The sequence below is a fragment of the Embleya sp. NBC_00896 genome (genome assembly GCF_045207785.1).
Lineage (GTDB): Bacteria > Actinomycetota > Actinomycetes > Streptomycetales > Streptomycetaceae > Embleya.
The window spans coordinates 6,137,015-6,159,219 of the sequence record NZ_CP108776.1; the positions used below are offsets into that span (position 1 = coordinate 6,137,015).

The window sequence follows — 22,205 nt, forward strand, 5'->3', positions numbered from 1 at the left end:
AGCGCTCAGTTCGCCGGGGCGAAGCTCTGCGCGTTGACGATCGTGCGCCGGGGGTCGGTGATCGCCCGACGCCCGTGCATGACCCGGGAGTTGTCGATCAGCAGGACGTCGCCGCTCTGCCAGAGCACCTCCTCGGTCACCCGCTCGGCGACCTCGGCGATCTCGGCCAGGACGTCCTTCGGGATCGGCGACCCGTCCTCGAAGCGGATGTCCGGGGTCTCGTAGTTGTACGAGGGGCCGAACAGGCTGTTGGCCCAGGCGATCTCGGTCGACCACCGCGAGGGATGCGCCCCGTATGTCGCGTGGGCGTAGGTGATCGAGTCGTCGGGGTGGACGGTGATCTCCACGTCGTGCGCGCCGGTCAGCGCGTGCAGGTCGGCGGCGCCGATCTCGTCCGGCGACCGGCCGTCGTCGAGACCGAAGGCGACGAAGCGGCGCCACAGCTCCGCGGGCACGCGGCGGGAGAACACGATCCGCTGCCGCCGGAACAGGTCGAGCGTTTCCACGTCGAGGGCCTCCGCGAGGAGTTGCCCGTCGCACACCGTCGTCTGCGAGCCCGAGTCGGCCGCGGTGACGCAGTGGAACCACAGCAGGTCCGGCGGGTACGGCGTGGCGCCGTTCTCGATGTGCAGGCCGATCGGGTCGTGGCCCGAGTCGACCATCTGGGCCGCGTCGCCGTAGAACGCGCGGGCCGGGTCCAGGGTGATCCGCGCGCTGCAGGTGCGGACCAGGGCGTTGAAGTCGTCCAGGGTCGGTGCGAAGTCGCGCAGCAGCACGTACCCGGTGCGGGCCAGCAGCGGCACCAGGTGGGCCGCCGTGTCGAGGATCCCGACGCTCGGTGCCTCGGGGGTGAGCAGGGCCGCGGTGCCGGCGCCCAGGGGGCGGAGGGACGCGGGAAGCCCGGTGGTCATCGGCGCTCTCCTGAGTTGTCGGCGCTTGCCAGGGCGAGAAGTTCGGGTGCGACCAGTTCGGTGAACAGCAGGTCGCGGCGCGGCCGTCCGGTCACGGTGAAATAGCGGGCCCGCAATGCCGCGTCGTCGGCGACGACGAGCACCCGTTCGGGCCGGTCGGTCTCGGCCAGCGCGCGGGCGGCGAAGTCGGACACCTCGTCGCGGACGGCATCCGCCCAACGCGCGTCCGGCGTCGCGCCGGGATCGGCGAGCACCACGACCACGAGGTGTTCGAGGCCGTCCCCGAAGACCACGCAGTCGCGGACCCGGGGGCACGATCGCAACCGGCCCTCGACCCACTCCGGCGAGACGTTGCGGCCGTGACTGGTGATGATCATGTTCTTCAGCCGGCCGAGGATCCTGATCCGACCGTGCTCGTCGATCGAGGCCCGGTCGCCGGTGTGCAGCCAACCGTCCTCGTCCAACGGCCGACTGGTCGGGTCCTCGACCGTGTAACCCGCGAACAACGACGCGGAACGGACCAGCAGTTCGTCCTCCGGGCCGATCCGCACCTCGCAGTGCGGCAGCGGCCGGCCCACCGTTCCGGGGGCGTTCTCGCTCGGCCGGTTCCAGGACACGACCGAGCTGTTCTCGCTGAGCCCGTATCCCTCGTACACGTCGATGCCCAGCGCGCCGAGCCGCTCCAGGGCGCTCGGGTCCACCGGCGCCCCGCCCGCGAGCAGGAACGGCGGGGTGGTGGCGGCGAAGAGCGTTCGCACCGGGTCGTCCCCGGCGTTCGCGGCGGCCTTGTCCAGGACCGAGACCACGGCCGGGGGCAGCACGGCGGCGGTGGCCCGGGTGCCGCGCAGCCACTCCAACGCCTCCTCCGCGCGCGAACCGGCGGTGCCGAGCAACGCGGCGTCCCGGGGCAGCAGCACGAGCGTGCCGCCGACCCGGATCGGCTGGTAGACGGCGGCTATCTGCTCGATGAGCAGACTGAACGGCACCAGCGAGAGGTAGCGGTCGAAGATGCCGGTCGGCAACACCTCCGCGAGCGCGTCCAGCAGCGCCTCGATGCCGGCCCGGCGGATGCGAACGCCCTTGGGCACTCCCGTGGTGCCGGATGTGTGGATCACCTTCACCACGTCGTCGGCCGCCCCTGCCCGGTCGACGACGGGATCGGCGCGGTGCGCCGGCGGCGCGGCCTCACCGGTGAAGTCCTGGGCGATCCGCACCAGTTCGCGACCCTCGGCCAGGCCCCACGCGCGCACGCGCGCCTCGCCCTGCTCGTCCACCAGGCATACCGCCGTGCCGCGCAACAGCGACTCGGCCTGCTCGGCGGAGAACGCGAGCGGGACGGGGACCTCGACGAGATCCCGAGCCAGCAGCGCGAGGTCGGCGACCACCCAGTCGGGGGTGTTGCCGGCGACCAGGCCGACCACGGTGCCCGGCGGATGGTCCAGCCGCTCGGCGAGTCGATTGCGCAGATCGCGGATCTGCCCGTAGGTGTACGTGCATTCGGCGCGGCCGGCCCGGTCGACGACCTCGATCAGCGCACGGTCTCGGTACTCGGGCCGGTTCAGCCCTTGTTCGACGCTCAGCACGGGCTACACCCCCGCCTGTACTGGGGTGTTCGACCGGCGTCCGGACAGCGACATCAGCGAGTCGCCGACATGCCTGAGGTCGACGTAGCCGACGACCGGCTTCTTGTCGTAGTAGGTTCCCCAGCCGCCCTTGAGGCGAGCCGGCAGGGCGGCCTCGGTGGCCGCGACCAGCGGCCGGAAGTCGATCCCGTAGCGCGGCAGGGTGCCCGCGAGCCGGCCGGTGGCGGTGAAGATCGCCGCCTTGGCCCCGTTGCACCACGCCAACGTGGGCATCATGCCCAGGAGTTGCGCCCCCGAGCCCCGGCTGGTGGAGGCGAGCGAGTTGATCTCGCAGATCTCCGAGCGCTGCAACTGCTCACCGATCAGCGGGACGAGCAGCGACTCCAGGCTGTCGTCCAGGTAGTACTCGGACACCAGGGTGTCCGTGCCCGCGAAGGTCAGGCCGGCGACCGCGCCGTGCAATCCGATCGGATCACGGGGGTCGTGCACGTCCTCACGCAGGATCGCGAACAGGTCCGGTGAGGGGTCGATGTACGCCCCGTACTGCTCGCGGAAGGTCGTTCGGGCCAGTCGGGCCGCGGCCCGCCACAGTGGATGTTCTCTCCGTGCGATGACTCCAGGCGACATGGCTCCCCCTTCGGGAGAAACGCTTCGAATGGATCCGCTGCGTCCAGCGGGTCGGCGCGCCGTACGGGGCACGGAAGGACGGCCCGAGCGTGGGTGCGTTCGTCGATGTCGTGCCGACGCCCACCCCCGCCGAGCCAACCCCCCCGGAGCGACGTTCGTTCGAAGTTGCGCCTTTGAACGATCGCCGTTCGTGTTCTTCGGTGCCTCGCTGCACTCGCGTGCCTCGCTGCTCCCCCGATCCCAACCGCCCCGATGTCAGTACTGAATCACGAACTGAGCGTTGCCGTGGGTCACCGGTCCGAAAATAAGACCAAGAAGAAACAAAGAAACCTGCACGCATAGGTCAATAAGATGATCAGGATTCGGGATGGTCACGGGTCGGAAGATCCGCGCCGGGATTGACACCGAACAACGATCGAACATGAACCGATCGCGAACGGCATTCTGTGGCTAGGCTGGGGCGACCACATACGCCTCCGAGGGGGACTGTCATGGCTCGTGCCGGCGACACGCTGCGGATGGGAAACGATCGGCTCACGTTCCACAAGACCTCGGCGGATACCGGGGGTTCCTACGTGGAGGTCGAGGTGGACTACGGGCCCGTGGTCAACCGGCCGCCCGTGCACACGCATCCGAAGCAGCGCGAGCACATGCGGATCCTGTCCGGTGAACTCCTGGTGGTGATGGACGGCGAGGAGAGCGTCTACGCGCCGGGGGAGATCGTGGATATACCGCCCGGCGTCAAGCACACGCTGTGGAACCCGGGCACCGAACGCACCGTCGTACGTTGGCGGACCAGTCCCGCGCTGCGCACGGAGCGGGTCTTCGAGACCCTGTGGAGCCTGTCCGAGGAGGGCAAGCTCACCCCGGACGGCCGGCCGACGCTCCAAGTCGCCCTGCTCGCCCTCGCGTTCCGCAACGAGTACCGCGTCTCCGGCCCACGCCCGTTCGCCGTCGACATGGCCCTGTGCACCCTACTGGCGCCACTCGGCCTGGCCTGCGGCTACCGCTTCACCCACCGCCGAGCGGCGAACGCGGACCGAGTCGCCGGGTCGTGAATCGGCCGAACTACCCATGACACGTCGTTCGTCATGGGCGGGGCCGCCTCACGCGGGGCTCACGCGGGGCCTCATGCGGGGCGGCCTCATGTGATGCCGAACCAGTGCTCGGCGAGTGCGTCCAGGGTGTCGGTGCCGGGCGGGGGTGGGGTCTCGCGGAGGAACCAGGGCAGGTTCGCCTGGACGTGCAGGAGCGCGTACGCCATCACGATCCGCGGCAGCGCAGGGAGTTCGTGCGGGTGGTACCCGTAGGCGGTCACGAACGCGCGCATCAGGCGCGGGTCGCCGCGGGTGATGAACAGGCCGACCGCGACCAGGTCGTATTCGCGCGGGCCGCGCATCGCGGGTTCGAAGTCGAACAGGCCGGTGGGCGTCCAGCCGCCGGAGTGCTCGCGGACCAGGACGTGTACGGGCATGAACTCGGTGTGCAGGAGCACGCTCGGGGACGGCGGCAGGTCGACCCCGTCGAGGAAGTCGGGGATCTGCGTGAGCCAGGACTCGGCCAGGCCGTGCGCGCGCTGCGCCTCGACGCAGCCGCCGCGCCGCTCGGTCAGGAACGTCGACCAGTGCGGCGGGTCGAGCTCCGGTGGCGGCACGGCGTGCAACCGCGCGAGGGCCGTTCCCAGCCGCGACATCAGTCGGACCCGCTCGGCGGTCGGGACGCGCGGCCACGCGTCGAGCAGGCTCTCGCCGTGCAGGCGGTCCATGAGGAGGTAGCCCCAACCCCGGTGGACACCGGTGGCGCGCACGCCCGGGGTGGGGATCGGCAGCCGGCCCGCGACGGCGCCGAGCGCGGTGCTCTCGATGGTCAGCTCGTGCGCGTAGACCGGTGGGTACAGCTTGAGGACGTGGTCGTCCCCGACGGCGTACACGGGCAGCGACCCGGTCTCGAAGGCCACGACCGACGCGGTGGACAGCCCGAGCCGCGCGCACAACGCGAGCACGGCCGGTCGCAACAGGTCCTTGTCGATCGCCCTGTACCGGTCCTCGGTCTCGGCGGCGGGGAAGTCGTTCACGGGAGGAGCCTGGCCGGTGTCCGCTCGGTGCCGCAACCGCCTTTCCGCGCGGCGCTCAGCTGTGCGGGGCCTCCATGGCCGGGCGGAGCCGCTGTAGGAGGGCGTACAGGCCCGCGCGCTCCTCCAGGGTCAGGCCGTCCAGGGCGTCGCGGGTGGTCTGCATCTCCTCGCGGATCCGGCGGATCGTGGCGTGGCCCTCCTCCGTGGCCACCACGTTCTTGACCCGGCGGTCGGTGGGGTTGGGCTCGCGTCGGACCAGGCCGCGCGATTCCAGCCGGTCGACGATGCCGGTGACGTTGGACGCGTCGCAGACCAGCCGATCGGCGAGGCCGCGCATCGGGAGTGGGCGGCGGAGCAGGGACAGGGTCTTGGCCTGTACCGAGGTCAGGCCGTGCCGGCTGACGACCGCGGCGAAGTCGTGGAAGTAGGCGGTGCCCACCGCGGCCATGGAGTCCATGATCTGGGCGGTGCTCGGCGCGGCGGGGTCGGCGCCGATGGCGCCCGGGGTCGAGTCCGTACCCGTGGTGCTGCTCATGTCCCCAAGTTAACGCAAAAAGGTTGAGGACTTCAACCTTTGAACTTGACGTAGCAATTTTCGAGTGTCTACGGTCGTCTCCCGTCGTATTGCTTGAAGACTTCAACCATCGTGCACATCAAGCATTGCGAAACCCGCCCGAGCCGTACCGCGGACACGTTCCCCGCCGCCCCGAAGGAAGTGCACCTCCGTGAGCCCCACCCCGCCCGGCGCCGTCGCCGACACGCGACGATCCGGCGCCCCGCTGATCCTCGCCCTCGGCCTGGCCGCCATGGTCGTCGCGATGGCGCAGACCCAGGTCATCCCGATCCTCGGCCTGCTCCAGCAAGAGCTGGGCACCACGCCCGCCGGTGTCGGCTGGGTGACCACCGCCACGCTGCTGTCCGCCGCCGTCTTCACGCCGCTGCTCGGCCGCTTCGGTGACCAGCACGGCAAGAAGCCGACCCTGGTCGGCGTGCTGATCGTGATGATCGCCGGGTCCGTGCTGGCCGCGGCGACGTCCTCGCTGCCGCTGCTGATCCTGGGCCGGGTGCTCCAGGGCGCCGCGACCGCGATCTTCCCGCTGGCGCTGTCGATCATCCGCGAGGAACTGCCGGTCGAGAAGCTGCCCGGCGCGATGTCGCTGATCAGCGGCACGCTCGCGTTCGGCAGCGGGCTCTCGCTGGTGGCCACCGGGCTGCTGACCCGCGGCGACGACCCGAACTACCACCTCGTCTTCTGGTTCTCCGCGATCCTGTCCGCGGTCGCCCTGGCCGCGGTGCTCTTCCGCGTCCCCGCGAGCCGGGCCAAGGCCGGCGGCCGGATCGACCTCCTCGGCGCGGCCACCCTGGGCGCGTTCCTGGTGCTGCTGCTCCTGGGCATCTCGCAGGGGCACGAGTGGGGTTGGGCCTCCGGCCGGACCATCGGCGCCTTCGTCGGCGCCGTCGTGATGGGCTTCGTGTGGACCATGGTCGAGCGCCGGGTCACCGACCCGCTGGTGGACCTGCGGATGTTCGTGCACCGCCCGGTCCTGCTGACCAACCTGGCCGGCCTGTTCGTCGGCTTCGCGGCGTTCAGCCAGTTCATCGGCATCTCCTACCTCGTCCAGATGCCCGAGCGGGTGGCCGGGTACGGCTTCGGCGCGTCCGTCCTGCGGGCCTCGGTCGAGTACCTCCTCCCCGGCGCGCTGATCTCGCTGCTCGCGGCCCCCGGCGGCGGCGTCCTGGTGGGCAGGATCGGCGCGCGCGTGACGCTCGCCATCGGTTCCGTGGTCGGCGTGGCCGGCTTCGCGTGGCTCGCGTTCGGGCACGGCGCGACCGCGTCGGTGATCCTGGCGGGCATGCTCACCGGCATCTCGATCTCGTTCGGGTACGCGGCGATGCCCGCGCTGATCGTGGCCAACGTGCCGCACCATCAGACCGGCATCGCGAACGGCATCAACTCCATTTCGCGCAGCGTCGGCAGCTCCATCGCGAGCGCGGTGATCACCACGCTGCTCGCGTCCAAGTCGGTCGCCGGGCTGCCCGCGGGCCTCCCGCCGATCCCGGCCGAGAGCCAGTTCACGCTGAGCTTCGTGATCGCCGGCGGGATGCTCGTCCTGGTCGTCGCGGTGGCGTTGCTCGGCCTCAAGCGGGTACCCGCAAGGGCCGAACCGGTGGCGGTGTCCATCCCGGACCGGCAGCAGCCCGTGAACGCCTGACGAACGACCCGCCCCGCCGGACCCGCCCTGCCCGAGCCGCACCAGCCCGGCCACACCGCCCGAGCCGCACACCAGTCGAGAAAGGCGCACCACACATGCTCCCCACCACCAGCCGCGAATGGCACCTGCTCGCCCGCCCCAAGGGCTGGCCGAAGCCGGAGGACTTCGCGCTGCGCGAGGTCGAGATCCCCGAACTCGGCCCCGGGCAGATCCTGGTCCGCAACCTGTTCCTGTCCGTCGACCCCGCGATGCGCGGCCGGATGAACGACGTCAAGTCGTACACCCCGCCGTTCAAGCTGAACGAGCCGATGGAGGGCGGCGCGGTCGGTCGCGTCGTGGCGTCCGAGGCGGACGGGTTCGCCGAGGGCGACCACGTGCTGCACTGGCTCGGATGGCGTGAGTACACCGTCCTGGACGCCCGGGGCGCGACCAGGGTCGACCCGGACGCCGCGCCGCTGTCCGCCTATCTCGGCGTACTCGGGATGACCGGCCTGACCGCGTGGGCCGGCCTGCTCGACGTCGCCTCCTTCAAGCCGGGCGATGCCGTGTTCGTCTCCGGCGCGGCCGGTGCGGTGGGCAACCAGGTGGGCCAGATCGCCAGGCTCAAGGGCGCGTCGCGGGTGATCGGCAGCGCCGGATCGGCCGAGAAGGTCAAGCTCCTCGTCGAGGAGTACGGCTTCGACGCCGCGTTCAACTACAAGGACGGACCGGTCGCCGAGCAGCTCGCCAAGGCCGCCCCCGACGGCATCGACGTGTACTTCGACAACGTCGGCGGCGAGCACCTCGAGGCCGCGATCGGCGCGCTGCACACGCACGGCCGGGTCGCGATGTGCGGCGCGATCGCGCAGTACAACGCCACCGAGCCGACCCCCGCGCCGCGCAACCTCGCGCTGTCGATCGGCAAGCGGCTGCGCCTGCAGGGCTTCATCGTGATCGACCACTTCGGCAAGCGCGACGAGTTCTTCGCCGAGGTCGGCGGGTGGCTGCGGGACGGGAAGCTCAAGTACCGCGAGACGTTCGTCGAGGGCATCGAGCACAACCTCGACGCCCTCCTCGGCATGCTGCGCGGGGAGAACACCGGGAAGATGGTCGTCGCGCTGCCGGAGTGACGCGCGGACCGAACATCGCGACCGGGACCCGTCGGGGGACGGTGCCCCGACCGGGTCCGGACGTGCCGAAGGGCCGGGCGTGGGGGTGGTCCGCGCGGCCCTTCGGGCTCAGGGGGATCGGCGGCGGCCGATCTCGGGGGATCGGTGTCAGCCGATGAACAGGTAGTCCGCCTGGTACGGCACCTCGGCCGTGGGCCGCGTCGCCGGGTCGCACGTGCCGGCCGGTGCCACGCCGCCCTGCGTGTTCAGCCGCAGGATCTGGGTGGTGGCCGAGAACAGCCCGGTCTTGCCGGTCTGGGTCGCGTTCAGGACCAGCTCGGGGATGTTCGCGTCACCGTTGGGGAGCTTGGTCGCCACCGCGCCGGTCACCGAGCTGCCGTCCGGCGCGATCCACTGCGGCGGGCCGGCGCTCGGGTTCACGAAGCTGTGCTTGATGTCGCCCTGGAGCTTGGCGGCGACGTCGAACTGGGTGAACGCGGTCACGCCGTCCTTGGTCGTGCACTGGTAGATCTGCTTGCCGGTCAGCACCGAGTAGTTCAGCGCCGGCGGCTTCGGGGTGACCTTCTGCGCGAGCTGACCGCGCACCGCGCCGCCCGGGAACTCGCCGGTGTGCAGGTTGGTGTAGTAGTTCGCCGGCGTCGCGTTGATCCGCTCGACCAGTGCCGGGTCGATCCCCTCGACGGTGCCGGCCAGGCCGGTCACCGACTGCGGCAGGCCGGCCTTGGCGTCGAACAGCGGCGCGACCACGTCACCGTTCGCGCCCGCGGGCGCCTTGTGCAGGTGGCCGAGCGTGGGCGGGGCGATCCCGGTCCAACTGAACGACCAGTCGATGCAGTTGCCCCACGGGCGGACCGACGTGCTCGCCCGGCCGTCCGGGTCGCCGGTCTTCTTGCCCTCGGCGTTGGGCACTTCCTGCTTCGCGTCCGCCTCGGCGGGCAGCGTGCCGTTCTTGAGGACGCTCTTGACGTCCGCCGGCGCGGCGAGCTTGACCAACTGGCCGCGGACCGCGCCGCCGGGGAACTCGCCGGTGTGCACGTTGAAGTACAGGCTCGCCGGATCGGCCTTGATCTTGTCGAGCAGCGCGGCGTCGGTGACCTTGACGCTGCCGGTGACGGCCTGTGCCGAGTCCGGCAGCGGGGACGCGAAGAACGGGACCTTGACCTCGCCGTTCTTGCCCTTGCCGCCCAGGTGCAGGTGGGCCGCGGTCGGTGCGCCGATGCCTTCCCAGCGGATCCCGAACGACACCTGGTCGCCCTTGATCCGCACCAGCGCGGTGCCCTTGCCGTCCTTGTCGCCGACCGCCGCGCCGCCGCCGGGCACCTCGTTCGCGCCGGACAGGCCCGCCGCGAAGAACGTCTCCTCGCCGTTCGCGGGCTCGACCGCGCCGGTCGTGGTCTGGTTGGAGGCCGGCACGGCCGCGCCGTGCTCGCCGCCGTGTTCGGCGCCGGCACCCGTCGCACCGGGGTCGTTGGAGCCCTGGCCGACGTTCACCGTCTCGGTGTTCGCGGCACCGGACTTGTCCGACTTGTCATCCGAGGACGAGCAGCCGGTGACGGCGAACGCGAGCGTCGTGGCGAGGGCGAGCGTGGGCAGCGTGAACCTGCGTGCGGACATGGCGAAGTCTCCCCGAGGACAAGTGTGTTGACGCGATGTGTGTCGACCGGCGGCGGCCGCGTCCGCATCCGTGCTGCGGGGGCCTGGCGGGCCGGTGATGGGTGATGTGTGCTGTTCGAGGTGGTGCCGGGCGTGCCGTGTGGTGCGCGGTGTGGCAACGTGCGGTGTCGCGCCGCGTGGTGCGGGGTCGATCAGTAGCTGTAACCGCCGCTACCCGTCGCGGGCTTGCCGGTCTCCGGCGCCGGAGTGGTGGCCGCGCCGGCCTTCTTGCCGTCGGGCGTCACGGCGAACCACACGCCGCCCACGCCTTGGCCCTTGGTCTCGCCGGGCTTGGCGTCGGCCGCGAAGCGGTACACGGGCCAGCCGCCGATCGTGACCTGCGTCGTGCCGTCGCTGCGCTTGACGCTGCCGACGGCGGACTTGTCGATGCCGTTGAGCTGGACGTTCCCGTCGGTGGTGGTCACCGCGGGCCACTTCACGGCGCATTCGCCGTCGCAGTTCGACTTGGACGGCTTCGCGGTGTCCTTGTCGAAGCGGTACAGCGTGAAGCCCGTGCCGTCGGACACGATCGTGCCGAGCGTGGCGTCCTTGCCGGCCTTGAGCTCGACGTTGCGCGCCGCGCCGCCGGTGCCGGCGGAACCGCCGGGCGTGGTGGGCGACTGCTCTGACTGCCTGGCGGCGGGCTGCTGCTGCGACGGCGTGGTCGACCCGGCCTTCTTGTCGTCGTCGGATCCGCTGTCGCACGCGGTGAGGCCGAGCCCCAGGGCTCCGGCGATGGCAACGGCGGCGAGGCTGCGGGTGCTGAAAACAGACATGGGTGTCCCCCGGAACAGGTCGATGGATTTGTCGAACGACGGTACGAGGTCCGGTTGTTGGCCCGGCCCCGCGGCTTCGACCGGTTCTCGTTCCGGTCGTTGCGCGTCGACATCCAGCAGTACGGGGGCGAGGGGTCGGAGGGTTCAACGTCTTCGAAATCTTTTTTCGCGGACTTGATCCGACCGTCGTGACCCGGTCCGACGACGCCGGCCCGCCCACCCTTCGAGGGGGTGGACGGGCCGTCGCGAGAGGTGCGCGTCGCTGCCGCGCGGGCGGGTCGGTCAGGTACGGAAGGGGCCGGTCACGCAGTAGGTGATGCCACCCGACGAGGACCCGGAAGTGCCGCGCTGGGACGAGAAGTAGAGGCGGTTGCCGGCGGGCGTGAAGGCCGGTCCGGTGATCTCCGACGAACCCTGGTTGTCGACGCGCAGGAACACCGACACCTTGTCGTCCGGCGTGATCATGCAGATCTCCAGGTTGCCGCCGTCCTCGGCGACGTAGAGGTCACCGAAGGTGGAACCGGTGACGTTGTCGACGCCGGTGAGCGGCGCCGGACCCGGGTTCACCAGGTTGTCGTCGTAGGCGAGTTCGTAGGTGTTCGCGACCAGGTCGAGTTGCCAGACCCGGTTGTCGCCCTTGGTGGTGAACCACACGGTGTCGTTCGCGTAGTGGCACCCCTCGCCGCCGTTGAACGCCTTCGACCCCGATACCTGGGACCGCGTGGGAGTGGGTGATCCGTCCGGGTCCGGCACGGTGGCCCAGGTGAACGCGCCGGACGTGGCGGTGCCGGCCTTGAGGACCTGGAGGGTGCCGGCGGAGAGGTCGCCCCACGTGGTGGGCACGAAGCGGTAGAAGCGGCCGTCGGACTTGTCCTCGGTCAGGTAGACGACCCTGCGGATCGGGTCGGCCGCGGCGGCCTCGTGGTTGAAGCGCCCCATCGCCGGGCGGGCGACCGCCGTCCCGCCGAACGGATAGGTCTCCCAGACCCGCCCGTTGTCGACCTCCTCGCAGGACAACCACGTGTTCCACGGGGTCTTGCCGCCCGCGCAGTTGTTGTTGGTGCCGGACAGGATCCGGGACGCGGCGGTGACCACGCCGCTCGCGTCGAAGCGCAGCATCGAGGCGCCTCCGCCGGAGGAGCTGCTCGTCTCGGAGTTGGACACGTAGATCCAGCCGGTGCCGTCGGCGAAACACGCCCCGCCGTCCGGTGCGTTGTGCCACCGGTAGGACGTGCCCGGAACGATCTGGCCGGAGCGCGCGACGACCCGGCTGGTGAACCCGGCCGGCAGCCGGATGCCGTCCGCGTTCGGCGCCTGGAGCGCGCCGTAGGGGCCGGGCGCGTTCTGGGCGGGAGCGGCGACCGCCGCGCCCTGCCACAGGCTGCCGCTGAACGCGGCGGCCCCGATCACGGAGGTACGGAGAAGGAAGGAGCGACGTTCCACGGCGATGTCTCCCTGGCATGAGGTGAAGACGATCCGTTCATGGCGCGCCACCGACCGTAGCGGGGCCGGGCAAAGTGCGTCGGGCCGCGCCGTGAACGCGTCGCGGACGCGGGATGGACAAATCGACCCCGCCGTCGGCGGGCCCCGGAGCCCTGCTCCGCGGGCCGGCCGTGCGGGTGGATCACCTACCAGGCGGCCGGCGCGTAGTCCTTGAGGAAGCAGCCGTACAGGTCCTCGCCGGCCTCGCCGCGCACGATCGGGTCGTACACCCGGGCCGCGCCGTCGACCAGGTCCAGCGGCGCGTGGAAGCCCTCGTCGGCGAGCCGCATCTTCTGCGGGTGCGGCCGCTCGTCGGTGATCCAGCCGGTGTCCACGGCCGTCATCAGGATGCCGTCGGAGAGCATCTCCTCGGCGCTCGTGCGGGTCAGCATGTTCAGCGCGGCCTTGGCCATGTTCGTGTGCGGGTGGCCGGGGCCCTTGTAGCCGCGGGCGAACTGGCCCTCCATCGCGGACACGTTGACCACGTACTTGCGCCGGGCCTTGGCCGCGGCCATCGCCGGCCGCAGCCGGCTGACCAGCACGAACGGCGCGGTCACGTTGCAGAGCTGGACTTCGAGCAGCTCGACCGGGTCCACCTCGTGGACGCGCTGGGTCCAGCTGTTGATCGGGTCCAGGTCCGGGACCAGGCCGCCCGCGTCGATCGCGGTGCCGGTCTCGATCCGGGCCGGCGAGGCCGAACCGCTGGTCAGCGCGAGCGCGGTGAGCGCCTGCGGGGTCAGCGCCTGGTCCTCCGAGCGGGACTGGCCGGGCAGCAGCACGTGGCCGCTGCCGCCGATGTGGCCGAACGACACCATCTCGGGCAGCTCGCCGGCCGGCAGCGGCGCGTCCTCGGCGGCGGCCAGGGCGGCGTACGCCTGCGGGGTCCGGCGGACCGTCTGCGCGGCGTTGTTGATCAGGATGTCCAGCGGCCCGGCCTCCGCGACCGAGTCGGCGAGCGCGACCACCTGGGCCGGGTCGCGCAGGTCTATCCCGGCGATCTTGAGCCGGTGCAGCCAGTCGGCGCTGTCCGGCATCGCGGCGAACCGGCGGATCGCGTCGTTGGGGAAGCGCGTGGTGATCGTGGTGTGCGCGCCGTCGCGGAGCAGTCGCAGCGCGATGTACATCCCGATCTTGGCGCGGCCACCGGTGAGCAGCGCCCGCCGACCGGTCAGGTCGGTGCGCTGGTCGCGCCGGGCCCGGTTCTCGGCGGCGCACTCGGGACACAGCTGGTGGTAGAACGCGTCCACCTCGCGGTAGCGCTTCTTGCAGACGTAGCAGGCCCGGGCGCGCTCCAGGATGCCGGCGATCTCGGCCTTGGTGACCGTGGTCAGCGCGATGCCGAGCGTCTCGTCGTCGATCCGCCCCGGCGCGCCGGTCGCCGTCGCGGCGGTCACGGCCTCGTCGTTGGCGATCACCCGGTCGCGGCGCTCCTTGCGGCGGCGCTCCTTGACACTCTTGTAGATCGCGGCGGTGGCCCGGCGGATCGCGACCGCGTCCGGGTGCTCGACGTCCAGCTCCTCGACCTCGGCGAGCACGCTCAGGCACAGCTCCATGCGCGCGGGGTCGATGCCCTCCGCCACGCCCGTGTCCGCCTGAATCTCGCTACTCGCTGTCATCGCCGCTGCCGTTTCCTGAATCGCTCGTGCCACAAAACCCCGGCGAAACTCTACGTCGTGCCGAGACCTGAACCAATTCTCGCGTTCCCGGGCGTGGAGTGCGCCGCGCACGGTCGGCCGATGTCACACACGGCCACTCGGCCGACCGGGAAAAGGGGATCCCGGATGCCCGGGAAGACGCACGCCTCGCGGACCGGATGGCACTCGCCCCGGCGCGCGTCGAGGGCCGAACGTGCCGCCCGGCGCTGCCGGCCCCACCCCCGTGGGGGCCGGGAGCGCGGGGGTTCATGGGCGGGTGATCGTGGTGGTCAGGCGCGGGACCAGCCGTAGGTTCGGCTGATCGCGACGCGGATCACCACGCGGTGCTCCTTGGCCATGACGTCGCGGTACTCGTCCCAGTCCGGGTGTTCGCCGACGATCAGGCGGTACACCTCGACCAGTTCGTCGGCGATCGCGTCGTGGGGGTCCAGGCAGGGGGCGCTGATCTCGGCGAGACCTTCGGCGACGAGGTAGGCGCTGTACTCCGGCGCGGTGACCAGGAAGCTCGCGCGCGGATCGCGGCGGAGGTTGCGGGTCTTGGCCCGGTCGTCGGTGGCCGAGATCCGGATCAGCCGCTTGTCGGGCTCCCACAGGTAGGAGACGGGCGAGAGCTGCGGACGACCGTCCCGCTTGAGGGTGGTGAGGACGCCGCGCCGGTCGGTGCCGAGGAGGTGCGTGTCCATGTCCGCCGCGTTCGGGTCCTTCGCGTCGGCGTCTTGCCCGTTCGGCTCTGTCGATCCCATGTCTTGGTACTCGCTTCCGCTTTGGGCCTCAGCGCGAGCCGAGGCAGGAACCAGTGGGCCAGCGGGCCGATGGCGAACGTGAACACGACCGTGCCGACCCCGACGGTCCCGCCGAGCAGCACGCCCACCACCAAGACGGTTACCTCGATGGCGGTACGGGTCAACCGGATCGAGTGGCCGCGAGCGGCCCAACCCGTCATCAGCCCGTCGCGCGGCCCCGGGCCCAGGCCCGCGCCGATGTAGAGCCCGGTCGCGATCGCGGTCAGCACGACCGCGCCCACCAGGAGGGTCACCCGCAGCGGCAGCCCCGCCGGAGCCGGCAGCAGCCGCAGCGACCCGTCCACCGCGAGGCCCACCACGGCGATGTTGGCGATCGTGCCGATCCCGGGCCGCAGCCGCAGCGGTATCCACAGCAGCAGGGCCAGCGCGGCCGTGCCGATCACGATCGTCCCGAAGGACAGCCCGGTCCGGTCCGCGATGCCCTCGTGCAGCACGTTCCACGCGTCCAGGCCCAGCCGGGCCCGGATCATCAGGGCGATCGCGAAACCGAACAGGACGAGCCCGAGGGCCAGCCGAAGCAGTCGATTCGGCAGGCGATCGATCGCTCGCATGGGACCCCCTCGGCAGGTAGTTGATGTGTCATGTAGATCTTGAAGGCAAGTACATGACATGTCAAGTAGCTGGTAGATTGGCCGCCATGGCCCGCATCGAAGAGACGCCCTGGCTCGACGCACGGGAGCAGCGCGCGTGGCGCGGCTATCGCCGGCTGCGGTTGCTCGTGGATACCCGGATCGCGCGGGACCTGGGGCTCGACTCGGGTCTGTCCGACCCCGACTACGACGTGTTGTCCGAGCTCTCCGAGGCGGAGGGCCACCGGCGCAGGCTCGGCGAACTGGCCGAGCGCATGCTGTGGTCGCAGAGCCGGATGTCACACCACGTCAAGCGGATGCAGCAACGCGGCCTCGTCCGGCGCGCGGAGTGCGCGGGGGACGGGCGCGGCGCCGAGATCGTGCTCACCGAGACCGGCCTGCGGACGATCGAGGAGGCCGCGCCGCGGCACGTGGCCTCGGTCCGGCGCAATCTGATCGACCTGCTCACCGACGAGCAGATCGCGATGCTGGAGGAGATCGCCGACACCGTGGTGCGGCGGATCGACGAGCCGCGCTGACCGGCGAATCCCCTTGCGGGGACCGGCAACGCACACTACCCACGACCGAAGTCGTGGGCAGTACACAGGGTGTGACGCGATGTCGGACGGCCTTGACCTCGACGTCGATGCTGCCGCGGGGCGCTCGTCAGTCGGTCTGCGCATAGCCCTTCGCGACGTGCTCCAGCCACCACTGCGGCGCGGCGTTCATGAGCGTGCCGAAGTCCCAATAGTCGTGCCAGCGCACGAGCTTGCCGGCGCGGAACTCGTGGATCGACACGAACGGCAGGACGACCTGCTCGCCGCTCTCCCAGTGCCATTCCTCGGCGTGCTCGGTGACCACCAGGTCGCCTTGGGCGACGGTGTTCTTGTGGTGGTGGATGTACCCCGAGAGCATCTCCAGGCCGAGCCGCAGCCGGGCCTCGATCGCGACCGGGCCGGTGGCGCCGGGGCCGGGGGCGGCGACGTCCGTGTAGTGGCCGTCCTCGGCGAAGTAGGCGGCGACCTTGGCGAAGTCGCGGGCGTACAGGTCTTTCCAGAACTGGTCGATCAGGCGGGTGTTCGCGGTCGCGTCGTCACTCATGGCGCGAACCATATGCACGCGCGCGAAAACTGAACAGAGCCAAGCATTCCTTGGCGGGGCCGGTTCGTGGCCGGCGCTGGCCTCAAGCGCCTGCCGGGCTACTTGGCCTCAAGCGCCGGCCGGGCTGATTTGGTTCGGTCTTCGGGTGAGGCGGCGTCAGGCGTTGGGCGGCACGCCGGACCGAACCTCGCGCAGGAGTGACATGGACCCGGTACGGGAGCGCGTGGTCGCCATCCCCGGCGAGACCACCTCACTCGACCTCAAGTGCCGAGCTTGATCGCCAACGGGTTGTCCCCGGGGCTCACGGCGCTCGAACTGGTCGACACTGTCCGGGTCGACGGCCTCGAGGGATTGCCGGCGACCTACCCCGAGTTGCGAGAGCTCACCCTGCGCTGGGCCCGCGCACCGCAGGACCGGCCGTGGACCTCTCCAGCTTCCCGAAGGACACCGGCCTCGTCGTCCACGTGGTCAAGGCCGGAGCCGTGACGGGCACAGAAGGTTTCGAGCCGGAATCACTCACGGTCATGCGCGACGAAACCGTCGTGCCATACCCGTAGCCCCACGCGGCGATCACTCCCGATCCAACAGCAACACCGTGAACACCGGCGCGTCCACCCACGCGGGCCGCAGGTCGCTCAGCACGCGGTACCCCCAACGCTCGTACAGAGCCAGCACCTTCGGGTGCGTCGGGTCGACCAGCAGGGTCACCCGCTCCTCGCCACGCGACGCCACCAACGCGTCGTGGATCGTGCGCGCGGTGGTCGTGCCGCGCCACGGGGCGCGGACCATCAGCTCGTTGAGGGCGAAGGTGCGCCGGCCGGTCTCCTCGATCTCGGCGGCCGGGACCGGGTCGGTCAGGCCGATCCACCAGCGGGCCCCCGCCTGCAAGGTGTACCCGAACGCGTAGCCGACGGGCACGCCCTCGTCCCACCCGAGGACGCACGCGAAGCCCGGCGCCGCCGCGTAGGCGTCCAGCCGGTGCGCGAAGGTGTCGACCGAGTGGAACGGCTTGGTCAGGTCCGCTGCGTACACCTCGGCGTAGACGTCCAGAAGGATCGTGCGGATGTCGGCGAGGTCGCCGCCGCGATGGCGGGTCAGGTCGATGTTCGACACGGTTGCTCCCGTTCGAGGTCGTGAGCCCCCCCGCAGGAGCTTCCCCACCCCCGAGCGCTGCCACGCGGGGGAGTCTGATGATCCGTCAAGAAGACTGCCCGGCAGGCGGATACTCGACGGGGCCACCGCTCCCGTGGTCCCCTGCAGGAATGGCTGACCCCCTCCACGAACGCGACCTCGCCCCTGCCGCCCTCGACCTCGTGGCCAAGGCCGCGGGTCCCTACCTGGAGACGCTGCCCGGCCGGCTCGTCCGCGATCCGGCCGCCGACGTGCTGTTCGACCGACTGGGCGGGCCGTTGCCCGAGCGCGGCGACGGAACGCTGGCCAGTGTCGAGGAACTGATCGAGGTCGGTACCCGCGCCGCGACGGCGTCCAGTGGGCCGCGCTTCTTCCACTTCGTCGTCGGCGGCGCGACGCCCGCCGCGCAGGCCGCCGACTGGGTCACGTCGCTGCTCGACCAGGTCTCCGGCATCTGGGCCGCGTCGCCGTTCGCGACCGAGGCCGAGACGGTCGTACTCGGGTGGCTCAAGGACCTGTTCGGGCTGCCGGACTCGTACGGCGCCGTGCTCACGCCGAGCGCGACCTTCGCCAACCTCACCGCGCTCGCGTGTGCCCGCCACTGGTGGGCGCAGCAGCACGGCGTGGACGTCGCGGCCGACGGGCTCGTCGGCCTGCCGCAGCTGCCGGTGCTCGCGAGCGGATACGTGCATCCCAGCAACCGCAAGGCACTTCAGATCCTCGGCTGTGGTCGGGACACGATCCGGGTGTGCGCGCGGGACGACGCCGGACGGGTGGACATCGACGCGATGGAGCGCGCGTTGATCGAGATCGACGGGCCCGCGGTGATCATCGCGAGCGCCGGCGAGGTCGACAGCGGCGACTTCGACCCGATCGACGCGCTCGCGGATCTGGCCGAACGGTACGGCGCGTGGCTGCACGTGGACGGCGCGTTCGGCCTGTTCGCCGCCGCGTCACCGCGGCTGAGGCATCTCGTCGGCGGGATCGAACGGGCGGACTCGGTGACCGGAGACGGGCACAAGTGGCTGAACGTCCCGTACGAGAGCGGCTTCGTGTTCGTCCGGGACGCGGCGATCATGGGCCGCGCGTTCGGCGCCTGGAACGCCCCGTACCTGCCGGGCGCCGGCGACACGCACCTCAACTACGGCGCGCTCGGCCCGGAATCCTCGCGCCGCGCACGGGCGTTGCCGATCTGGGCGACGCTGCGCGCGTACGGCCGGTCCGGTTACCGCGCCATGATCGAGCGGCACAACGATCTCGCGCTGCGCCTGAGCGTGCTGGTCGAGGAGGCCGCCGACCTCGAACTGCTCGCCCCTGTACGGCTGTGCGTGGTGTGTTTTCGCTACTGCCCGCGGCCCGCGCCGACCGGCCAGGACATCGACGTCGACGTCGACGAGCTCAACCGGCGGATCGGCGCCGAGATCCTGGAGGACGGTCGCGTCTACCTCGGCACCACCGTGTACCGCGGCCGGGTCGCGCTTCGCCCCGCGATCGTGAACTGGCGTACCACCGAAGCCGACATCGAGTTCCTGGCCGCCGTGGTCCGGGAGATCGGCGCGCGGATCGAGGCGGAGATGCGCGGGAACACGGGCCCGGCGACGGACCGTCCGGTCGAATGAGTCGTCGACGTCCGAGGGGTCTCGATCCCTTTGCTTGAAGCCGAAATTGCGGGGCAGACGTCCGAGCGGAGGTGGTTGAAGATGATTCCGCTGCTTATAGTGCTTCTGCTCGCATTGATCCTGTTCGGTGCAGGATTCGCCCTCAAGATCCTTTGGTGGCTCGCCGTCATCGTGCTCGTGGTCTGGGCCCTCGGCTTCGTGTTCCGCGGTGCCGGGGCGGGTGGCCGTCGCGGGCGCTGGTATCGCTGGTGACCCGACGTCACACCGAAGCACCGGAAGCGGGGCCCGCCGATTCGGCGGGCCCCGCCGCCGTGCCCGGATCCCGCACCGACGGCACGGCCCGCGGCCCGACCCGATCTCCCGTGGAAACGATTCCGCGGGCGGGTTTGGGTCGACGGTGTTAGGAGTACTTTGGGGAGACCGAGGGCACCTCGTATGCCGCCAGCCATGGGCGGTGTCGTCTGCGGCGATCCGGCCATCCGCGCACCAGACCGACCAGAGGATTCGAACCCATGTACTCACAGCACTCGATCGCGGGACATCGCCGAAGCTCACGACCGGAGACGACGGTCGAGATGACCTACGGCCTGGCCTGCACGATGTGTGGCCGCGACCTGCGGGTCGCCGAGGGCAAGCCCACCCCCGACGCGGTGCCGATCGGGCGCGTGGAAGAGCGACAGACCTTCGCCTGCCGGGGCGTGTGCGCGCGGCTCGCGAGCGGATCGGCGGACGGCAACGCCGAGGAGCCGGTGCCGCTGGACGAGCGGATCAGGGCGTTCGCCGCCGCGCCGCCGGACGCACCGCAGGCAACCCCCCAGGACACGCAGCAGGACGCGCAGCAGGACGCGCAGAACGCAGGGAACGGATAGCGGCACGGGTCGCCGGACCGCGTACCGCCAACCCTGTCCACCCCACCTCGCCCCACCTCGCCCCGCCCTGCCCCGCACACGCGTGCCGCGGCGGCGCCGGACCACGTCGGCCGTCAGGCGCTGGCCCGCCGCCCGGCCGTCTTCTTGGCGGGACCACTCTTCTTCGCCGCGCCCTTCGCCCCGCCCTTCGTCCCACCCTTGGCCGCGGATTTGCTCGCGGTCCCGGTCGCACCCTTCGCGGCCGATTTCGTCGCGGTCTTCTTGGCCGCCGTCTTGCGGGCGCCGGCCTTCTTGGCGGGGCCCGCGGCATGACCCCTGTTCGCCGCCTCGACGCTCGCGGTCAGCGCCGCCATCAGGTCGACCACGTTGTCGGGGGTCTCGGCTTCCTCGCCCGGCTCCGGCGGCGCGATCCCGTCCAAGCGCGCGGTGACCAGCGAGTCGAGCGCCTCCTTGTACTCGTCGTGCAGCGCCTGGAAGTCGAAGTCCTCACTCAGCGTGTCCATGAGCGAGGTCGCCATCTTCAGCTCCTGCGGCCGGATCTCGAACTTGCCCTCGGGCGCGAGACCGGCGGGAGTACGTACCTCGTCCGGCCAGAGCATGGTCTGGAGGATGAGGATGTCGTCGTGCACCCGCAGCAGGGCCAGGCTCTCCCGCGTACGCAGCGTGATCTTGGTGACCGCCGCCTTGCCGGACTTGGTCAGCGCCTCGCGCAGCAGCACGTACGGCTTCGCGGCGCCGGCCGTCGCGGTCTGGAGGTAGTACGCCTTCGAGAGCATGAGCGGATCGATCTCGTCGGCGTCCACGAACGCCAGCACGTCGATGACCTTCTTGCTCGGCAGCGGCAGCTCCGCCATGTCCTCGTCGGTGAGCACGGCCTGCCGACCGTCCGGGGCCTCGTACGCCTTTGCGATCTCCTTGTACGGGACCTCGCGCTCCTCCAGCTCGCAGTAGCGCTTGAGCCGGATCCGGCCGCCGTCGGTCTCGTGCACCTGGTGCAGGGGCACGTTGTGCTCCTCCGTGGCGGGGAAGAGTTGGACCGGGATGCTCACCAGTCCGAACGTGATCGCGCCTTTCCAACTGCTGCGCATCGGCTCTCCACTTTCGAGGACTATGCATCGAATTTGCACCGGGCGGGGACTTTTACGGTATGCCGGACCGCATCGCCACGACAGTCGACGGACGTTCGCTGACGCTCACCCATCTCGACAAGGTGTGGTGGCCCGAGACCGGATACACCAAGGGTCAGGCGCTGGACTACTACGCGAAGGTCGCCCCGGTACTGCTTCCGCACGTCGCCGGGCGGGCGGCCACGTTCATCCGCTTTCCGGACGGGGTCGACGGCGGTACCCGGTTCTACGGCAAGCACGTGCCGCCCGGTGCGCCCGACTGGGTGAGCACCATCGAGGTCACCGGCCGGGACGAGAGCCGCCGGCAGGTCGACGTCGACTCGCTCGCGGCGCTGATGTGGGCGGCCAACCTCGCCGCGATCGAGATCCACGTGCCGCAGTGGAGCAGCGACCCCGACGGCCACGACCGACTCGTGCTCGACCTGGACCCGGGGCCCGGCGCGGGGATGACGCAGTGCCGGGAGGTCGCCCTCCAGGCCCGCGATCTGCTCGCCGCCGACGGCCTGACCTGCCTGGCCAAGACCTCCGGCAGCAAGGGCCTGCACCTGTACGCGGCGATCGAACCGACGCCCGAGAGGGACATCGTGGCCTACGCGAAGGCGCTCGCCGTACGCCTGGAGACCGAACACCCGGATCTGGTCGTGCACAAGATGGCCAAGAGCCTGCGCGCCGACCACGTGTTCGTGGACTGGAGCCAGAACTCGAGCGCGAAGACCACCGCCGCGCCGTACACGCTGCGCGCGCAGTCGACGCCGACCGTGTCCACGCCGGTCGGCTGGGACGAGATCGACTCGGACGCCGAGCTGTCGTTCGGCCCGGACGACGTACTGGCCCGGGTCGAGCGGGACGGTGATCTGCTCGCGCCGCTACTGAAGAAGAAGACCACCGGCCGCCTGCCGTGAC

At 70.9% G+C, this 22,205-nt stretch carries 23 protein-coding genes; 9 read left to right on the top strand and 14 right to left on the bottom strand.

Going from position 1 to position 22,205, the window contains the following annotated elements; genetic code table 11:
- Window positions 1-5: 5 nt before the first annotated feature.
- Genes OG928_RS27820 through OG928_RS27830 form a run of 3 tightly spaced genes read right to left on the bottom strand, consistent with a single transcriptional unit; the run spans window position 6 to window position 3,121 of the window.
- The gene (locus OG928_RS27820; protein ID WP_406288650.1) at window positions 6-911 is read right to left on the bottom strand and encodes a TauD/TfdA family dioxygenase; all 906 of its coding nucleotides are present in this window, start codon (window positions 909-911) and stop codon (window positions 6-8) included.
- A complete protein-coding gene (locus tag OG928_RS27825; protein WP_406288652.1) occupies window positions 908-2,494 on the bottom strand; it encodes an AMP-binding protein in 1,587 nt (528 codons plus the stop codon). The genes OG928_RS27820 and OG928_RS27825 overlap by 4 nt, the downstream gene beginning before the upstream one ends.
- 3 nt (window positions 2,495-2,497) lie before the next feature.
- Entirely contained in the window at window positions 2,498-3,121 is a 624-nt protein-coding gene (locus OG928_RS27830; protein WP_406288654.1) for a thermostable hemolysin, read from the bottom strand.
- A gap of 491 nt (window positions 3,122-3,612) precedes the next feature.
- On the opposite strand from OG928_RS27830, the gene OG928_RS27835 reads away from it, so the two are divergent.
- The gene (locus tag OG928_RS27835) at window positions 3,613-4,179 is read left to right on the top strand and encodes a cupin domain-containing protein (protein ID WP_406288656.1); all 567 of its coding nucleotides are present in this window, start codon (window positions 3,613-3,615) and stop codon (window positions 4,177-4,179) included.
- Window positions 4,180-4,265: 86 nt separating this feature from the next.
- Here OG928_RS27835 and OG928_RS27840 read toward each other — a convergent pair whose 3' ends face one another.
- Both OG928_RS27840 and OG928_RS27845 read right to left on the bottom strand, forming a co-directional pair.
- On the bottom strand, window positions 4,266-5,195 hold the full coding sequence (locus OG928_RS27840) for a phosphotransferase (protein ID WP_406288659.1): 930 nt from the start codon (window positions 5,193-5,195) through the stop codon (window positions 4,266-4,268).
- 55 nt (window positions 5,196-5,250) lie between these two features.
- Window positions 5,251-5,730 (bottom strand): MarR family winged helix-turn-helix transcriptional regulator, encoded by a 480-nt coding sequence (locus OG928_RS27845; protein ID WP_406288661.1) that lies wholly within the window; start codon window positions 5,728-5,730, stop codon window positions 5,251-5,253.
- Window positions 5,731-5,920: 190 nt separating this feature from the next.
- On the opposite strand from OG928_RS27845, the gene OG928_RS27850 reads away from it, so the two are divergent.
- Entirely contained in the window at window positions 5,921-7,408 is a 1,488-nt protein-coding gene (locus tag OG928_RS27850) for an MFS transporter (RefSeq protein WP_406288663.1), read from the top strand.
- 95 nt (window positions 7,409-7,503) lie between these two features.
- A complete protein-coding gene (locus OG928_RS27855) occupies window positions 7,504-8,517 on the top strand; it encodes an NADP-dependent oxidoreductase (protein ID WP_406288665.1) in 1,014 nt (337 codons plus the stop codon).
- Between the two features lie 147 nt (window positions 8,518-8,664).
- Here OG928_RS27855 and OG928_RS27860 read toward each other — a convergent pair whose 3' ends face one another.
- From OG928_RS27860 to OG928_RS27885, 6 genes are all read right to left on the bottom strand, one after another.
- The gene (locus OG928_RS27860) at window positions 8,665-10,131 is read right to left on the bottom strand and encodes a CHRD domain-containing protein (protein WP_406288668.1); all 1,467 of its coding nucleotides are present in this window, start codon (window positions 10,129-10,131) and stop codon (window positions 8,665-8,667) included.
- 191 nt (window positions 10,132-10,322) lie between these two features.
- On the bottom strand, window positions 10,323-10,946 hold the full coding sequence (locus OG928_RS27865; RefSeq protein WP_406288670.1) for a hypothetical protein: 624 nt from the start codon (window positions 10,944-10,946) through the stop codon (window positions 10,323-10,325).
- A 282-nt stretch (window positions 10,947-11,228) separates the two neighbouring features.
- The gene (locus tag OG928_RS27870; protein WP_406288671.1) at window positions 11,229-12,389 is read right to left on the bottom strand and encodes an alkaline phosphatase PhoX; all 1,161 of its coding nucleotides are present in this window, start codon (window positions 12,387-12,389) and stop codon (window positions 11,229-11,231) included.
- 185 nt (window positions 12,390-12,574) lie between these two features.
- Window positions 12,575-14,044 (bottom strand): SDR family NAD(P)-dependent oxidoreductase, encoded by a 1,470-nt coding sequence (locus tag OG928_RS27875; RefSeq protein ID WP_406288674.1) that lies wholly within the window; start codon window positions 14,042-14,044, stop codon window positions 12,575-12,577.
- Window positions 14,045-14,352: 308 nt separating this feature from the next.
- Window positions 14,353-14,766, bottom strand: a complete 414-nt coding sequence (locus OG928_RS27880; RefSeq protein WP_406288677.1) for a PPOX class F420-dependent oxidoreductase — start codon at window positions 14,764-14,766, stop codon at window positions 14,353-14,355.
- Complete coding sequence (locus OG928_RS27885) at window positions 14,652-15,437, bottom strand: YitT family protein (RefSeq protein ID WP_406288680.1); 786 nt, start codon at window positions 15,435-15,437, stop codon at window positions 14,652-14,654. Before OG928_RS27885 ends, OG928_RS27880 begins: the two co-directional genes overlap by 115 nt.
- 86 nt (window positions 15,438-15,523) lie before the next feature.
- Here OG928_RS27885 and OG928_RS27890 point away from each other — a divergent pair, with 86 nt between their 5' ends.
- A complete protein-coding gene (locus tag OG928_RS27890) occupies window positions 15,524-15,994 on the top strand; it encodes a MarR family winged helix-turn-helix transcriptional regulator (protein WP_406288682.1) in 471 nt (156 codons plus the stop codon).
- Window positions 15,995-16,121: 127 nt separating this feature from the next.
- Here the strand turns inward: OG928_RS27890 and OG928_RS27895 are convergent, their stop codons facing one another.
- On the bottom strand, window positions 16,122-16,556 hold the full coding sequence (locus OG928_RS27895; RefSeq protein WP_406288684.1) for a nuclear transport factor 2 family protein: 435 nt from the start codon (window positions 16,554-16,556) through the stop codon (window positions 16,122-16,124).
- Between the two features lie 419 nt (window positions 16,557-16,975).
- Between OG928_RS27895 and OG928_RS27900 the strand changes: the two genes are divergently transcribed.
- Window positions 16,976-17,113 carry a hypothetical protein gene (locus tag OG928_RS27900; protein ID WP_406288687.1) on the top strand — a complete coding sequence of 46 codons (138 nt, stop codon included), beginning with the start codon at window positions 16,976-16,978 and terminating at the stop codon, window positions 17,111-17,113.
- A gap of 13 nt (window positions 17,114-17,126) precedes the next feature.
- On the opposite strand, the gene OG928_RS27905 is transcribed toward OG928_RS27900, so the two are convergent.
- Window positions 17,127-17,669 carry a GNAT family N-acetyltransferase gene (locus OG928_RS27905; RefSeq protein ID WP_406288690.1) on the bottom strand — a complete coding sequence of 181 codons (543 nt, stop codon included), beginning with the start codon at window positions 17,667-17,669 and terminating at the stop codon, window positions 17,127-17,129.
- Between the two features lie 149 nt (window positions 17,670-17,818).
- On the opposite strand from OG928_RS27905, the gene OG928_RS27910 reads away from it, so the two are divergent.
- The 3 genes from OG928_RS27910 (at window position 17,819) to OG928_RS27920 (ending at window position 20,175) form a co-directional block, all read left to right on the top strand.
- A complete protein-coding gene (locus OG928_RS27910; RefSeq protein ID WP_406288693.1) occupies window positions 17,819-19,306 on the top strand; it encodes a pyridoxal phosphate-dependent decarboxylase family protein in 1,488 nt (495 codons plus the stop codon).
- Window positions 19,307-19,387: 81 nt separating this feature from the next.
- Complete coding sequence (locus OG928_RS27915) at window positions 19,388-19,558, top strand: hydrophobic protein (RefSeq protein ID WP_406288696.1); 171 nt, start codon at window positions 19,388-19,390, stop codon at window positions 19,556-19,558.
- Between the two features lie 260 nt (window positions 19,559-19,818).
- Complete coding sequence (locus OG928_RS27920; protein ID WP_406288699.1) at window positions 19,819-20,175, top strand: hypothetical protein; 357 nt, start codon at window positions 19,819-19,821, stop codon at window positions 20,173-20,175.
- Between the two features lie 113 nt (window positions 20,176-20,288).
- On the opposite strand, the gene OG928_RS27925 is transcribed toward OG928_RS27920, so the two are convergent.
- Entirely contained in the window at window positions 20,289-21,263 is a 975-nt protein-coding gene (locus OG928_RS27925) for a Ku protein (protein WP_406288702.1), read from the bottom strand.
- Window positions 21,264-21,322: 59 nt separating this feature from the next.
- Between OG928_RS27925 and ligD the strand changes: the two genes are divergently transcribed.
- Window positions 21,323-22,204, top strand: a complete 882-nt coding sequence (gene ligD, locus OG928_RS27930; protein WP_406288705.1) for a non-homologous end-joining DNA ligase — start codon at window positions 21,323-21,325, stop codon at window positions 22,202-22,204.
- Window position 22,205: the final 1 nt, after the last annotated feature.